The following is a 15,319-nucleotide window of genomic DNA, read 5'->3' on the forward strand; positions in this document are numbered from 1 at the left end:
ATAACGCAACACGTGTCTAGTAGCGGTTTTGCGAGCCAAAAAGCTCGATGCGCCGCGCAATCATCTCCCGTACCGGTTTCAGCCCCTGATTGATCACTTTACGCGGATCATTCACGTCGTGACCGGTATCGGCGGCAAATATCGCTTTCACTTCCTGGCACCAGGCGTACATATTTTCGGTATTGACGTTAATTTTTGCTGTCCCGCAGGCAATGGCTTTACGCATGTCGTCGTCGGCAATACCGGTACCACCATGCAATACCAGAGGCACTTGTACCAGCCCGGAAATGGTTTTCATCTCCGTAAATCCCAGTTTTGCTTTGCCTTTATACAGCCCATGGGTTGAACCCAGCGCGGCGGCCAGACAATCGACCTGGGTTTCTTTGACCAGGGTGTAGCACTCCTGGGGATCGGCGTAAATCACCTCGGAATTGACAATACCGTCTTCGCTGCCGGCGATGGTGCCGAGTTCCGCCTCAACCGAAATACCTTTACTGTGGGCCAGCTCCACCAGATGACGGGTGATGGCCAGGTTCTCGTTAAACGGCAGATGCGAACCATCAAACATAATGGAACTGAATCCAGCGTCGATAGCCGCTTCGCAAGCTTCGCGGGTGGTCCCATGATCCAGGTGCAGGGCGACCGGAATATCAATGTTTAAATAATCTATCGCATTAACCACGATGTCATGAATACATTTTAATCCCAGCATATGTTTAACCGTACCACCGGAAACACCTAAAATAACCGGAGAGCGCAGCTGTTGTCCGGTGCTTAATACGGCACCGACCCATTCCAGATTATTGATATTGAATTGCCCTACGGCATAACCGTCCCGTAGGGCATGCTGAAGCATGTCCTTCATAGAAACTAACATAATCACCTCTTGATATTAATTAAAAGCAATCACTCGCCATAATATTGCTTTAAGTTTCTTTCGTAGCTATTTAACGAGTTGTGGACAACGGCAAGGTCCGGCATTGATTCGCGTACGCCTTTTTTTTCTATTGAAATTGCGGCAGTCAGGCTGGCAAATAAAATAATATTATCAATATGCCATGAGTAATGAACACCGTAGGTAAAGGCTCCGTGGAATACATCTCCTGCCCCCGTGGTATCAACGGCGTTGCACAGCCAGGCAGGTACAATTTGCAGCATCCCATTTTTTAATAGTGCACAACCCTTTTCCCCGAGCGTAATAAATGCTTCCCCGCGACAAATTTTATTTAACTCGATAAGTGCTGCTTTAATTTCCGCTTCGGTACTCAGCGCGTGGTATCCCATATAGTCACGGGCAAAATGCTCGCTGACCACAAAGTAATCGGTCCAGGCCGCGAGTTTAATATTACTGTCACGCAATGAACCGCCATCCATAACCACTCGCGCCGAGGGAAGTTTCTTAATTAAATACTCACTGATTTCAGCTTCATGACCATCAATTAATAGCGTTACTGGCTCTTCTGATGCAATCAACCGTTCAGCCAGATCGTCAAGCTTGAGCTTCTGGTCATAGGTTAGTGACGGTGGCGTCTGCATTTTACGGGTAATAATCGTCCGCGACCCCGTTAAACGGTTCACCAACACCGATGCCAGCGGCGTGATCATTTCATCTGAGAAGACGACCTGGCTGGTATCGACGCCCGCTTCAGCAAACTCATCGATAATACGCCGGCCGTAAAGGTCCTGGTTCAGATGACCGATGTAATAAACATCTTCGCCCCATAATCCCAGTAGCCACGCTGCGTTTGCTGCCGGACCGCCGCCACTTTCAATAAAGTCATGGCAGAAATTCTTTGTATTTTCCTGCGGCCATTCGTTCAAAAAGAAAAACTGATCAAAACATGAAAACCCAATGGACAAGATAGCCATAACAACTCCTGATTATTTTGTCAGCTGCGGGAAGAGATCCCTTCCCGCAGGGAAAAATGAAACTGCTTATTCATTTTTCTTATCCGCAGTGAGCTCCTCATAGCTGAGTGTGTCACCGACCACGCGAACCGAACGGAAGCAGAATGGCACCAGCAGTGCGATGATAAGCGCCAGACAAATCAGATAGATAGTGATCTGTCCAAACTGGGTGAAGGCGTTACCGATAATAATTCCCCACACCGCGAAGTCAAAGTCAGCGAAAGTGCTGTTTTCAAAACCCAGGTTACCCAGGGCCGGAAGCAGCATGGCTGGCAGGAATGCAAGGAATATGCCGCCGATAAAGGAAGCGATGATGCAGCCGCGTTTACCGCCAAGCTTGTCGGCGAATACCCCGGAAGTCCCGCCGCAGAAGAAGTGCGGGACCATGCCCGGAATAATCAGCGCCATCCCCAGTCCGCCCAGCATGAGCATACCGACCAGACCGCCAACGAATGAGCTGATAAAGCCCACGACGACCGCGGTTGGGCTAAAGGTGAAGAAGACCGCGCAGTCGACGGCAGGGATCGAGTCAGGTATCAGCTTCTGGCTAATCCCCTGGAATGCCGGAACCAGATCGCCGAGGATCAGTCGCACGCCGTTGTAGACGATGGCGACGCCAACCGCGAACTGCAGACCGGTAAGGATAGAGAAGATCAACATGTTCTGGTCCGTTATCGTACGTAGATATTCAGTGCCGGCGACGGCGCTGCATACAAAGTAGATAATGAACATCACAATCCCGGTAGTAACCGTGGTATCGCGCAGAAAGCCCCACTTTTCTGAGATTTCAGTATCAGCGAATGAGTTTGCCGGGTTACCGGTTTTCGTGGCGATCCAGGCGGAGATGTAATAGCCCAGGGAGCCAAAGTGCCCCATCGCAATACCACCGTCTTCAGTCACCTGTTTGGTATACCGCTGACCGATTGCCGGGGAAATGGCAGACCATGAGCCGAGCAGGAAACCACCAATTAACACCAACATCCAGCCGCGGAATTCTGCTGCCTGTAGTACCGCAGAGAACAGACACGCCAGAAAGAAAGAGTGGTGGCCGGTCAGAAAGATATATTTGTATTTAGTACAGCGAGCAATAATGAGGTTAAAAATAAAGCCTAACAGCAAAATGCTCATGGTTTCCACACCCAGCACCTTCTGCGCGACGGAAACAATGGCCTCGTTGTTGGGGATAACGCCGCGAATATTAAATCCGGCTTCGATAATTCCGCCAAGCGGGTTCAGGTTGGCAACGATAACACCAGCACCTGCACTTAACATTAAATACCCTAAAATAGGCTTTAAGGTACCGGTGAGCAATTTATTCCCCGGGGAGCGCAGCGCCACTAAACCGACAAATGCGATAATCCCCATCAGGAATGCGGGTTGGCTAAATATTTCTGATAAGAAACTAAGAATAGCCTGCATGATCGTTCCCTCAATAATGATTAAGAGTGAGTTGCAGCAATTTTGGTGAGTGCTTCGGTAATATCTTCAGCAATTTTCGCTTTGTGCACGTAGCTACGAATAATGGCGACGTTACAGTGCGCAGGAAACTGGTTTGCCAGCTCTTTGATCGTGACATAAAGATCGGCTTTTTCTCCTACGGCGTTTGCGAAATCAACGGAAGCAACGTCGGCTTTGATGCCTAATTCATCACATATTTTTTTGACATTATTCGCAGCCATTAATGAACTGCCAATACCGTTACCACAAACCGTTCTGATAACTAACATAATGACTACTCCATTTGTTTTTGGATGAAATGTAATACTGAATTAATGTCATTCTCCTGTTGAAGAAAGGTCACGATATCGGACTCAATCAGCGAGGCTATCAGTTGGATCATTCTTATATGACTATCGGCATCCGCGCCAGCGATGGCGATGATGACATAAACCGGATCAAACTCCTCATGACCAAAGGCGATCGGTTGTTGACTGGTGACTAAAGAAAATCCGGTTAGCAATGCGCCTTTTTCTGGCCGGGCATGGGGCATCGCCAGGCCTGAGTCGATAACAATGGCGGAACCGAAATCCCGGTAGACCTTAACCATTTCACCGACATATTCCGGGCGACAGATATTTTGCCGGACCAGTAATGAGCCCGCCAATTCGATAGCCTGTTCGGGGCTGGAAATATTCTGCTTAAGCGTAATCAGTCCAGGGTTAAAAATAATGTCCATCATCCGATCCTTAATGCGTTCATATTTCTGAACTCGATCATGGCCAAATATATCAACAAAAATTATGGGTCAGATCACATATGGATTTTTAAATGTTGAAGTCGATCACACCAGAGGAACGTTGGAATTATTTTATCGACAAACGGATTATTTTTTATATTGTTTTATATCAATGAGTTGCGTTGATTCCTTTTTGCGCGGAAGAAACGGAAAGTAAAGATAAGCCGTCAAATGTCTGAATTTAAAATGAAGTAATGTGGTCTTAATCACAAATAATGGGGTGTTTTTTTCACAAAGTTTGAACGAGTTGGCAAAAATCAGGCCGAATGGCGATTTTAGTCATTTACGATATCAATATTTGTAGGACGATGGGTTAAAAAGGTGTTGCGAGAAGGTAAGGCCTGGCGGTCAGAAAACAAAAAAGGCTCGCCGTGGCGAGCCTTTTCTTTAATTCATATCGATTACAGGTTGGAGACGTTTTCGGTCAGGTATTTTGCAACGCCGTCCGGAGAGGCGTTCATACCTTCTTTACCTTTTTCCCACTGTGCCGGGCAAACTTCGCCGTGCTCTTCGTGGAACTGCAGCGCATCAACCATACGCAGCATTTCGTCGATGTTACGACCCAGCGGCAGGTCGTTAACGACCTGGTGGCGAACCACGCCGTTTGCGTCGATCAGGAAAGAACCACGCAGCGCAACGCCCGCTTCCGGGTGCTCGATGCCGTAGGCTTTCTGAATTTCACGCTTAACGTCAGCAACCATTGCGTATTTCACTGCACCGATGCCGCCTTTGTCGACAGGGGTGTTACGCCATGCGTTGTGGACGAATTCGGAGTCAAAAGAAACGCCAACCACTTCAACGCCGCGCTTCTGGAATTCTTCGTAACGTTTGTCGAACGCGATCAGTTCAGACGGGCAAACGAAAGTGAAGTCCATCGGCCAGAAGAACAGAACGGTCGTTTTGCCGTTGGTGTGCTGTTTGAAATTGAAGTTTTCAACAATCTCACCGCTACCGAGTACCGCAGCTGCTGTGAAATCCGGAGCCTGACGAGTCACCAGTACCATATTATTCTCCTGCAAAGTTAAGGGGTTTTGGAACGCAACGCGGGCCAGTATAGAAGGTGATGGCGAATAAGACAAAGAGGCGCTGACAATCGTTCAGTGAGCTTTTGCCTATCAATCTGGCTTCTATACACAAAATCATTCAAGTTGCATCAAGGCGGCAAGTCTGAGAACCCCCAGGTGCTTACTCAAGTAAGTGACGGGGGGGAGCCGACGCAGCCGACGCAGAGGCAGTTTGAAGGATGACGTGTAAATTAAAGCTGCTTGTTTTTCGCCTGCTCCATCATGCGCGGATAAAACTGCCAGAAGCGCGCTTCCAGGGCATCGTAGTGGGTATCCAGGTCGTACCAGGAGTCGCGAAGGGCATCAAGGCGGGGGCGGCGACTGGCCATCCCATTAAGGACATCCTGTATGAAGTCCATATCACGGTAACGCTCCAGCCATTTTTCCGACCACAGGTAGTTATTCAGATTCACAAAACGCGGGGGTGATTCCGGCAGAATAATCTTGACCTCGGCATGGGCGTAACGCACAAAGGCCTGTAAGGGGAAGTCCGGGGAGAGTTGCGCCCAGTGGCGTGAGAGAAAATGATCCCACATCACGTCGAGCGTGATGGGTGCGACGCGACGCGTTTCGCTGCGAAACCAGTCGCGCGCCTCGCGGACCTCCGGCAGGTTGTCGGTCATCACATCGATTCGACGATGCATAAAAATACCGTCCACCACATCAGGCGCAAAGTTCGATTGCGGATTTCCCCGCACAAAATCGGCCAGCAGATTGCCGGAAAGTGAGCTGTCAGCGAGATGTGCAAGGTGCAGGTGAGCTAGAAAATTCATAATACTCGTCATACTTCAGGTTGCAGGTGTGTTGGCTTCCTTCGTTCTTCCCGGTCACTTAGTTTACTAAGCTCCCGGGCATTCTCTCAGTTGCCGCGTTACTCGGCCTGCGGCCTCGCCCCTGCGGGGTCAGCGCAAGCGCTGTTCAAGGCACAAGTGCCTTGTCCTGCAACATGAATTATTTAGAGTATTATAACTCTACTGCGGGGTAAAGGTTGCAGGGAGAGCGCCCCGGCACTAGACTACCCGCCTCTTATTTTAGTCCGAGTCAGTGTCATGCGCGTTACCGATTTTTCCTTTGAATTACCCGAATCCCTGATTGCCCACTACCCACAGCCGGAACGCAGTAGCTGCCGTTTGCTGTCGCTGGACGGGCCGACGGGCGCGCTGACGCATGGTACTTTCACCGATCTGCTCGATAAGCTCAACCCTGGCGATCTGCTGGTCTTTAATAATACCCGTGTGATCCCGGCACGTCTGTTTGGTCGTAAAGCCAGCGGCGGCAAGATTGAAGTTCTCGTTGAGCGCATGCTGGATGATAAACGTATCCTCGCGCATATTCGCGCCTCCAAAGCGCCGAAACCGGGCGCAGAACTCCTGCTTGGCGATGATGAAAGTATCAATGCGACGATGACGGCCCGCCACGGCGCGCTGTTTGAAGTCGAATTTAACGACGCGCGTCCGGTTCTGGATATTCTCAATGCTATCGGTCATATGCCGCTGCCGCCGTACATCGACCGTCCGGATGAAGACGCCGACCGTGAGCTTTACCAGACGGTGTACAGCGAAAAACCCGGCGCCGTAGCCGCGCCGACCGCAGGCCTGCACTTTGACGAACCGCTGCTGAACAAACTGCGCGAGAAAGGTGTTGAGATGGCGTTTGTGACGCTGCACGTCGGCGCGGGGACGTTCCAGCCGGTGCGTGTGGATACCATTGAAGATCACATCATGCACTCTGAGTATGCGGAAGTGCCGCAAGAGGTGGTGGACGCGGTGCTGGCGGCGAAAGCGCGCGGAAATCGGGTGATTGCGGTGGGCACGACCTCGGTACGTTCTCTGGAGAGCGCAGCGCAGGCAGCAAAGAACGCGCTCATTGAACCGTTCTTTGGCGACACACAAATCTTCATCTACCCAGGTTATCAATACAACGTGATTGATGCATTGGTGACCAACTTCCATTTGCCTGAGTCGACATTGATTATGCTGGTCTCGGCGTTTGCTGGTTATCAGCATACGATGAATGCCTACAAGGCGGCGGTAGAACAAAATTATCGCTTTTTTAGCTACGGAGACGCGATGTTTATCACGTACAATCCGCAAGCTTTGAATGAACGCGTTGGGGAATAAATCCGCAGCGCTGGTTGACACGTTGGACTGTTTTTCTGACGTACTGGAGAACAAATGAAATTCGAACTGGATACCACCGACGGACGTGCCCGCCGTGGCCGCCTGGTGTTTGATCGTGGCGTAGTGGAAACGCCTGCTTTTATGCCCGTAGGGACCTACGGCACCGTTAAAGGCATGACGCCGGAAGAAGTTGAAGCGACCGGCGCGCAAATTATCCTCGGTAATACCTTCCATCTCTGGCTGCGTCCTGGTCAGGAGATCATGAAACTGCACGGCGATCTGCATGACTTTATGCAGTGGAAAGGCCCGATTCTGACCGACTCCGGTGGTTTCCAGGTCTTCAGCCTGGGGGATATTCGTAAGATAACCGAACAGGGCGTGCACTTCCGCAACCCGATCAACGGCGATCCGATTTTCCTCGATCCAGAAAAGTCGATGGAGATTCAGTACGATCTCGGTTCCGATATTGTCATGATTTTTGACGAATGCACGCCGTACCCGGCGGACTGGGACTATGCTAAACGATCGATGGAGATGTCACTGCGCTGGGCGAAGCGTAGTCGCGACCGTTTTGACGGCCTGGGCAATAAAAATGCGCTTTTCGGCATCATTCAGGGCAGCGTTTACGAAGATTTACGTGATATCTCTGTGAAAGGTCTGGTAGAGATTGGCTTTGATGGCTACGCTGTCGGCGGTTTGGCTGTGGGCGAGCCCAAAGAGGACATGCACCGTATTCTGGAGCATGTTTGCCCACAAATTCCGGCAGATAAACCGCGTTACCTGATGGGCGTCGGTAAACCAGAAGATCTGGTTGAAGGTGTGCGTCGCGGCATTGACATGTTCGACTGTGTGATGCCAACCCGCAATGCCCGTAATGGTCACCTGTTCGTGACGGATGGCGTGGTCAAAATTCGCAATGCGAAGTATAAGAGCGATACCGGCCCACTCGATGCTGAGTGTGATTGCTACACCTGTCGCAATTATTCACGTGCCTACTTGCATCATCTTGATCGTTGCAACGAAATATTGGGCGCGCGACTCAACACGATTCATAACCTGCGTTACTACCAGCGTTTGATGGCGGGTTTACGCAAGGCTATTGAAGAGGGTAAATTAGAGGGCTTCGTGACCGAGTTTTACCAACGTCAGGGTCGACCGGTTCCACCTTTGAACGTTGATTAATTTTAATAATGAGGGAATTTGAATGAGCTTTTTTATTTCTGATGCGGTAGCGGCAACAGGTGCTCCGGCGCAGGGCAGCCCGATGTCTCTGATTCTGATGCTGGTGGTGTTTGGTCTGATTTTCTATTTCATGATCCTGCGCCCACAGCAGAAGCGCACCAAAGAGCATAAAAATCTGATGGCCTCCATCGCGAAAGGTGATGAAGTCCTGACTAACGGTGGCCTGGTAGGTCGAGTAACCAAAGTTGCAGAATCTGGTTACATCGCTATCGCACTGAACGATACCACTGAAGTGGTTATCAAGCGTGACTTCGTAGCTGCCGTTCTGCCGAAAGGCACCATGAAGGCGCTGTAATAGTAACTTTTCCCTAAGGGAACTGCCGTGTTAAACCGTTATCCTTTGTGGAAGTACATCATGCTGATCGTCGTTATTGTCGTCGGTCTGCTGTATGCGCTTCCCAACCTGTATGGTGAGGATCCGGCCGTTCAAATCACTGGCGCGCGCGGTGTCGCCGCCAGTGAGCAAACGCTGATCCAGGTCCAGAATACGTTACAACAAGAAAAAATTACCGCTAAGTCTGTGGCACTGGAAGAGGGCGCGATTCTTGCGCGCTTCGACACCACCGATACCCAACTGCGCGCACGTGAAGCGCTGGTGGACGTGCTGGGTGATAAATACGTCGTGGCGCTTAACCTTGCTCCGGCAACCCCGCGCTGGTTAGCGGCCATCAAAGCAGAACCGATGAAACTCGGTCTTGACCTGCGTGGCGGCGTTCACTTCCTGATGGAAGTGGATATGGATACCGCGCTGGGTAAACTCCAGGAACAAAATATCGACAGCCTGCGCAGCGATCTGCGTACAGAAGGCATCCCGTATACCACCGTTCGTAAAGAAGACAATTACGGTCTGAGCATTAACTTCCGTGATGCCAGTGCGCGTGATAAAGCGATTGCTTACCTCAGCAAGCGTCACCTGGATCTGGTTATCACAAGCCAGGGCAGCAATGCGCTGCGTGCGGTGATGACCGATGCCCGTCTGAGCGAAGCGCGTGAATACGCGGTACAACAGAACATCAACATCCTGCGTAACCGTGTGAACCAGTTGGGCGTTGCCGAACCGGTGGTACAACGCCAGGGCGCGGATCGTATCGTGGTCGAACTGCCGGGTATTCAGGACACGGCGCGTGCGAAAGAGATTCTCGGCGCGACGGCAACGCTGGAGTTCCGTCTGGTCAACACTAACGTTGATCAGTCTGCGGCGGCCTCTGGTCGCGTACCGGGCGATTCCGAAGTGAAACAGTCGCGCGAAGGTCAGCCAGTCGTGCTGTACAAACGCGTGATCCTGACCGGTGACCACATCACTGACTCCACTTCAAGCCAGGACGAATACAACCAACCGCAGGTGAACATCTCGCTGGATAGCGCAGGTGGCAACATCATGTCTAACTTCACTAAGGACAACATCGGTAAACCGATGGCGACCCTGTTTGTGGAGTATAAAGACAGCGGTAAAAAAGATGCGAACGGTCGTGCGGTACTGGTGAAACAGGAAGAGGTGATTAACATCGCCAACATCCAGTCTCGTCTGGGTAACAGCTTCCGTATTACCGGGATCAACAACCCGAACGAAGCGCGTCAGCTCTCTCTGCTGCTGCGTGCCGGTGCGCTGATTGCGCCGATTCAGATTGTTGAAGAACGGACCATCGGTCCAACTCTGGGGATGCAGAACATCAAGCAGGGTCTGGAAGCGTGTCTGGCCGGTCTGGCCGTGTCCATTCTGTTCATGATTCTGTTCTACAAAAAATTTGGTCTGATTGCGACCAGCGCGCTGGTTGCTAACCTGGTGCTGATTGTCGGCATTATGTCGCTGCTGCCGGGGGCAACGCTGAGTATGCCGGGGATTGCGGGGATCGTCTTAACCCTTGCCGTCGCCGTCGATGCGAACGTCCTGATCAACGAACGTATCAAAGAAGAGTTGAGTAACGGACGTACGGTGCAGCAGGCGATCAACGAAGGGTATGCGGGCGCGTTCAGTTCCATCTTTGATGCGAACATTACGACGCTGATTAAGGTCATCATCCTGTACGCCGTCGGCACCGGGGCAATTAAAGGGTTCGCGATTACTACCGGTATCGGTGTGGCGACGTCGATGTTTACCGCGATCGTCGGTACTCGTGCCATCGTAAACCTGTTGTATGGCGGCAAGCGCGTCAAAAAGCTGTCAATCTGAGGAGTGCGAAGTGGCACAGGAATATACTGTTGAACAATTGAACCACGGCCGTAAAGTCATCGACTTTATGCGCTGGGACTACTGGGCTTTCGGCATCTCAGGTCTGCTGCTGGTGTTGGCCATCATCGTGATGGGCGTGCGCGGCTTTAACTGGGGTCTCGATTTCACCGGTGGTACGGTGATTGAAATCACGCTGGAAAAACCGGCTGAGATGGACGTGATGCGCGACGCACTGGAAAAAGCGGGCTTTGTTGATCCGCTTTTACAGAACTTCGGCAGCAGCCACGACATCATGGTGCGTATGCCGCCGACCGAAGGGGCAAACGGCGGTCAGGTGCTGGGTAGCAAAGTGTTGAGTGTGATTAACGAATCCACCAACCAGAACGCAGCAGTGAAGCGCATTGAATTCGTCGGACCGAGCGTGGGTGCCGATCTGGCGCAAACCGGTGCGATGGCGCTGCTGGCGGCGCTGATCTCAATCCTGGTCTACGTCGGGATCCGTTTTGAATGGCGACTGGCGGCAGGCGTTGTTATCGCGCTGGCGCACGACGTCATCATCACACTGGGGATCCTGTCGTTATTCCATATCGAGATTGACCTGACTATTGTGGCATCGCTGATGTCCGTTATCGGTTACTCGCTTAACGACAGCATCGTGGTTTCTGACCGTATTCGTGAAAACTTCCGCAAAATTCGTCGCGGGACGCCTTATGAAATCTTTAACGTGTCACTGACCCAGACGCTGCATCGTACGTTGATTACCTCTGGTACGACGTTAATGGTAATCCTGATGCTGTTCCTGTTCGGTGGTCCGGTGCTGGAAGGCTTCTCGCTGACCATGCTGATCGGGGTGTCCATCGGTACGGCGTCATCCATTTACGTGGCATCGGCGCTGGCGCTGAAGCTCGGCATGAAGCGTGAGCATATGCTGCAGCAGAAAGTCGAGAAAGAAGGGGCGGACCAGCCGTCTATTCTGCCGTAAACTGACGTTCAGCCAATGCGTAAAATCCCGGTCATTCGATCGGGATTTTTCTTTTCTACCTTTCTCTTGTTCCGCAAACCCTACTGACACTATGCTGTCAGGAGCCCTGTTTTATCCTCTTCCTGAATTTACCCACACAGGCAGGAGGAACGATGAAAAGCATTATCAATTGGTTTGAAATTCCCGTTACGGATATGGAACGCGCGATTGCGTTTTACGAGCCGGTCATGGGGCTGTCGCTGCGTCGTGAAAAAATGGACGTCGCCGATCTGGCGGTTTTCCCGTATGACGAACCGGCTACCGGCGGTGCGCTGGCGAAGTTTGACGGCATTACACCTTCATTGCAGGGGGCGATTATTTATCTGCATACCGGGGATCTCAATGCCACGCTGGATCGCGTTGCCAGCGCGGGTGGAAAATGCGTGTTTGGCCCGCACGATCTCGGTAAAGGGATCGGCACCATTGCGCTGTTTACCGACAGCGAAGGTAACCGTGTGGGTTTACATCAACCGGCTTAATCACAGAGAGCAATTATGACCCGTCGCGCTGACCGCTTGTTCCAGATAGTACAGATCCTGCGTGGCAGGCGGCTGACAACGGCAGCGCTGCTGGCGGAGCGGCTGGAGGTTTCACAGAGGACTATCTATCGTGATATCCGTGACCTCTCGCTCTCTGGCGTGCCTGTCGAAGGGGAGGCGGGGAGCGGTTATCGTCTGATGGCGGGGTTTGATCTCCCGCCGCTGATGTTGACGCACCGGGAGTCTGAAGCGCTGATTGCCGCCATTCGTCTGCTGCACACCTGGGGCGGCGATTTGCTCTCCAGAGAACTGGAGTCAGCGCAGGAAAAGGTGCTGGCGATATTGCCGGAAGAAAGCCGGCGCAAAGCCGAGCAGGCGCGCATCTTCGCGCCGGACTTTGGCAGACAACTGCATTCACGCAGCGCGTTCGATGTGATCCACCGGGCGGTGACCGCTCAGCAGGTGCTGGCACTGCATTACCGCGACGAAGCGGGGCAACTTTCCTGGCGGGATGTGCAACCGTTAGGGATCTTCTTCGAAGGGAAGTTCTGGCTGTTGGTGGCCTGGTGCGAGCGGCGCGAAGACTATCGCTGTTTTCGTGTCGATCGTTGTTTAAGCATCACGCCGCTCGACAGGCGATTTTGCGAGCGCGCTGACCGTTCGCTCAGTGATTTTTTACGTAAAATCCGCGACGAAACGCACGCATAAAAAAGCCAGCGGTCAGGCTGGCTTTTGCAGGGGAAGCGACGTTATCAGAAGTTGTAACCGACAACCAGGTAACCACCCCAACCGGTAGAGCGAACGTTGAAGTTGCCTTTACCGAAGTTCAGCTCAGCGTCGTCGTTCCATTGACCACCGTTATGCCAGTAACGCGCCACAACCGAGTAGTGCCAGTGGTCGTAGTTCAGCGCCAGAATATGGCTGGAGGCGATGGAGTCGTTGGTACGCGCTTTATTGCCGTTCAGATCGGAGAAGTCGTTGTCGCCCAGATCGGAACCCCAGTCAAAGTTGGTGAAGCCGATGTAGCTCAGGTTACCGCCCCACAGTTCGGTAATCGGCACGAAGTATTTCACTTTGAAACGGTAGCCGTCCCATTCGTTTTCGTTTGCTGCGCCGTAGTTCTGCCACTGGTACTTGGCGTACACGTTCAGAGACAGGCTCATCGGCAGGCCGGTATCGATATCCGTACCCAGACCCATGTACCAGGTGCTCTGACGGCCATCTTTGTTACGACCCATGTCGTAGATGTAGTTGTTGGCGAAGTACCACTCTTTAAACGGACCGAAGCTCAGGTCAGCACCGGTCAGTTTGTCGATGGAGAAACGCGGTTCGATTTCCATAAACAGCGGAGAACCGTGGTTCCAGATCCCTTTCGCGTCGGTGTTACCGCCGAAGAATACCGGCGCATCCATGTAGCCATAGAAGTCGAACCAGTCTTTTTTCGCGAAAGCTTCATATTCCAGATAGGTATCGTTACGGATCTGCGGTCCGAAACGGGTGTGGTAGCTCCCGACGACGTTGACGCTCTGGTGCCACCAGTCGGAAAGATACTGCGGTTTATCATTTTCCGCAGCGTTGACGGCGAATGACGAGGAGAGCGCGAGCACGGCACCGGCTGCAAGTAATGTTTTTTTCATATTGTATGCCACTGTTTGAAATCCCTGACGGGAGTGAAAAAGGCGCAAATAGCGTTTCTGAATATTTCGTGTTTCTGCGAGCCTATTATAGAAATCATTGCTCACAAAAATATGTCTTGTTTCACAGTTCTATCATTTACGTAATCGATTGCGTTCACGTTTGCGTACTTTAGCGCGGCGATTGTACTGACTTTCATGCCGATTGCCAACGTTGACAAAAAACGACGTGGATGTCAGAGGAGTAACAAAAGGTAGGGGATGGATGTTGCGGAACGCACAAAACGTTCCGCAGGAAGGTTTATTGCGTAACAGGCTGGATGTCGTGAATACGAACGAATCCTAACCGATCGGGGGTTATGCCATTCAACTGTAGCGGGATGTCTACATCGCTTGGCGCCAGCACGCTGGCCGGGGCATTGATCAACTGATTCTGGACATTCACTTCCTGATAATTGTCAGTTGTTCCCTGAATTTGCCCATACTCAACGGTGCCGCTAAACGCTGGCAGCGGATCGTTTGACTCACCCTGAATACGCAGCGTCACTCGAGTGCCAGCCGCGTTTGGCGCAATGTTGATAAGCGACATGCGCAGGGTACCGATCTGGCTGTTCAGACGCGCTGGCGTATTGGAACCCGGTAGCAGATAAACGCCGCTGCTTGATTTGACGTTCAGACTGTTTTGCTGGGTAATCTTCACGGTTTCCTGATTAAGCTGGTTCATCTCTTTATTGAGCGTCGAAACGCTTTGATGCATCTGGCGCACTTCGCTTTGTTGCGCGCAGGCGCTCAAACTAAAGAGGCTTCCCACCAGGAGAATTCTTAGGTAACGTCTTGTCATCTCTCTTATTTCCTGAATTGTGGCGATGACCTAATGGTAGATCGTAAAAGGGACAAAGACATCGATCCATTGTCTCAAAAGCGTTGCGCCTTTGTTGTCACGTCAGTTCAGGTTAAAATAGATTTCTGTTAACCACCTGGTCAGGACGCCGTATGCATTGCCCATTCTGTTTCGCCGTAGACACTAAGGTAATTGACTCTCGTCTTGTGGGCGAGGGCTCTTCAGTACGCCGCCGTCGGCAGTGTCTGGTTTGTAATGAACGTTTCACCACGTTTGAAGTGGCGGAACTGGTGATGCCACGCGTTGTAAAAAGCAACGACGTGCGCGAACCGTTTAATGAAGAAAAGCTGCGCAGCGGAATGCAACGCGCGCTGGAAAAGCGTCCCGTGAGTTCCGACGACGTCGAAATGGCGTTGAATCACATTAAGTCGCAGCTGCGCGCCACCGGCGAGCGTGAAGTCCCCAGTAAAATGATTGGCAATCTGGTGATGGAACAATTGAAAAAACTCGATAAGGTCGCCTACATCCGCTTTGCCTCAGTTTACCGCAGCTTCGAAGATATCAAAGAATTTGGCGAAGAGATCGCTCGCCTACAGGATTAAGC

Annotated in this window: 17 protein-coding genes; 8 read left to right on the forward strand and 9 right to left on the reverse strand. The window is 51.7% G+C overall.

Annotated features, from left to right (window positions below; genetic code table 11):
- Nucleotides 1–16: 16 nt before the first annotated feature.
- From fba to acpH, 7 genes are all read right to left on the reverse strand, one after another.
- Nucleotides 17–877 (reverse strand): class II fructose-1,6-bisphosphate aldolase, encoded by an 861-nt coding sequence (gene fba / locus OGY35_RS13705; protein WP_286632556.1) that lies wholly within the window; start codon nt 875–877, stop codon nt 17–19.
- A 29-nt stretch (nt 878–906) separates the two neighbouring features.
- Nucleotides 907–1,869 (reverse strand): carbohydrate kinase family protein, encoded by a 963-nt coding sequence (locus tag OGY35_RS13710; RefSeq protein WP_152405671.1) that lies wholly within the window; start codon nt 1,867–1,869, stop codon nt 907–909.
- Nucleotides 1,870–1,935: 66 nt separating this feature from the next.
- Nucleotides 1,936–3,327: a PTS ascorbate transporter subunit IIC gene (gene ulaA, locus OGY35_RS13715; protein ID WP_152405670.1), complete on the reverse strand. Its 1,392-nt coding sequence runs from the start codon at nt 3,325–3,327 to the stop codon at nt 1,936–1,938.
- A gap of 20 nt (nt 3,328–3,347) precedes the next feature.
- The gene (locus OGY35_RS13720) at nt 3,348–3,635 is read right to left on the reverse strand and encodes a PTS sugar transporter subunit IIB (RefSeq protein WP_004099415.1); all 288 of its coding nucleotides are present in this window, start codon (nt 3,633–3,635) and stop codon (nt 3,348–3,350) included.
- 5 nt (nt 3,636–3,640) lie between these two features.
- Nucleotides 3,641–4,084: a PTS sugar transporter subunit IIA gene (locus tag OGY35_RS13725; RefSeq protein WP_152406385.1), complete on the reverse strand. Its 444-nt coding sequence runs from the start codon at nt 4,082–4,084 to the stop codon at nt 3,641–3,643.
- Between the two features lie 461 nt (nt 4,085–4,545).
- Entirely contained in the window at nt 4,546–5,148 is a 603-nt protein-coding gene (locus OGY35_RS13730; protein WP_152405669.1) for a peroxiredoxin, read from the reverse strand.
- 251 nt (nt 5,149–5,399) lie between these two features.
- Complete coding sequence (acpH, locus tag OGY35_RS13735) at nt 5,400–5,981, reverse strand: ACP phosphodiesterase (protein WP_286632557.1); 582 nt, start codon at nt 5,979–5,981, stop codon at nt 5,400–5,402.
- A gap of 276 nt (nt 5,982–6,257) precedes the next feature.
- Here acpH and queA point away from each other — a divergent pair, with 276 nt between their 5' ends.
- From queA to OGY35_RS13770, 7 genes are all read left to right on the forward strand, one after another.
- Nucleotides 6,258–7,328, forward strand: a complete 1,071-nt coding sequence (gene queA, locus OGY35_RS13740; RefSeq protein ID WP_286632558.1) for a tRNA preQ1(34) S-adenosylmethionine ribosyltransferase-isomerase QueA — start codon at nt 6,258–6,260, stop codon at nt 7,326–7,328.
- Nucleotides 7,329–7,382: 54 nt separating this feature from the next.
- Nucleotides 7,383–8,510, forward strand: a complete 1,128-nt coding sequence (tgt, locus tag OGY35_RS13745; RefSeq protein ID WP_286632559.1) for a tRNA guanosine(34) transglycosylase Tgt — start codon at nt 7,383–7,385, stop codon at nt 8,508–8,510.
- Nucleotides 8,511–8,532: 22 nt separating this feature from the next.
- Entirely contained in the window at nt 8,533–8,865 is a 333-nt protein-coding gene (yajC, locus tag OGY35_RS13750) for a preprotein translocase subunit YajC (RefSeq protein WP_042324569.1), read from the forward strand.
- 27 nt (nt 8,866–8,892) lie between these two features.
- Nucleotides 8,893–10,740 (forward strand): protein translocase subunit SecD, encoded by a 1,848-nt coding sequence (secD, locus tag OGY35_RS13755; RefSeq protein ID WP_286632560.1) that lies wholly within the window; start codon nt 8,893–8,895, stop codon nt 10,738–10,740.
- 10 nt (nt 10,741–10,750) lie between these two features.
- Nucleotides 10,751–11,722, forward strand: coding sequence for a protein translocase subunit SecF (secF, locus tag OGY35_RS13760; protein WP_046476190.1), 972 nt, complete (start codon nt 10,751–10,753; stop codon nt 11,720–11,722).
- Nucleotides 11,723–11,874: 152 nt separating this feature from the next.
- Nucleotides 11,875–12,240 (forward strand): VOC family protein, encoded by a 366-nt coding sequence (locus tag OGY35_RS13765; protein ID WP_152405665.1) that lies wholly within the window; start codon nt 11,875–11,877, stop codon nt 12,238–12,240.
- 15 nt (nt 12,241–12,255) lie between these two features.
- Nucleotides 12,256–12,948: a helix-turn-helix transcriptional regulator gene (locus tag OGY35_RS13770; RefSeq protein WP_286632561.1), complete on the forward strand. Its 693-nt coding sequence runs from the start codon at nt 12,256–12,258 to the stop codon at nt 12,946–12,948.
- A gap of 44 nt (nt 12,949–12,992) precedes the next feature.
- Here OGY35_RS13770 and OGY35_RS13775 read toward each other — a convergent pair whose 3' ends face one another.
- Nucleotides 12,993–13,877 (reverse strand): nucleoside-specific channel-forming protein Tsx, encoded by an 885-nt coding sequence (locus OGY35_RS13775; protein WP_152405663.1) that lies wholly within the window; start codon nt 13,875–13,877, stop codon nt 12,993–12,995.
- Nucleotides 13,878–14,175: 298 nt separating this feature from the next.
- Nucleotides 14,176–14,715, reverse strand: a complete 540-nt coding sequence (locus OGY35_RS13780; protein WP_286632562.1) for a SadB/YajI family lipoprotein — start codon at nt 14,713–14,715, stop codon at nt 14,176–14,178.
- Nucleotides 14,716–14,867: 152 nt separating this feature from the next.
- Between OGY35_RS13780 and nrdR the strand changes: the two genes are divergently transcribed.
- Nucleotides 14,868–15,317 (forward strand): transcriptional regulator NrdR, encoded by a 450-nt coding sequence (nrdR, locus tag OGY35_RS13785; protein WP_042324561.1) that lies wholly within the window; start codon nt 14,868–14,870, stop codon nt 15,315–15,317.
- Nucleotides 15,318–15,319 lie beyond the last annotated feature (2 nt).

This window comes from Citrobacter sp. Ct235 (assembly GCF_030332305.1).
Taxonomy (GTDB): domain Bacteria; phylum Pseudomonadota; class Gammaproteobacteria; order Enterobacterales; family Enterobacteriaceae; genus Citrobacter_A; species Citrobacter_A telavivensis.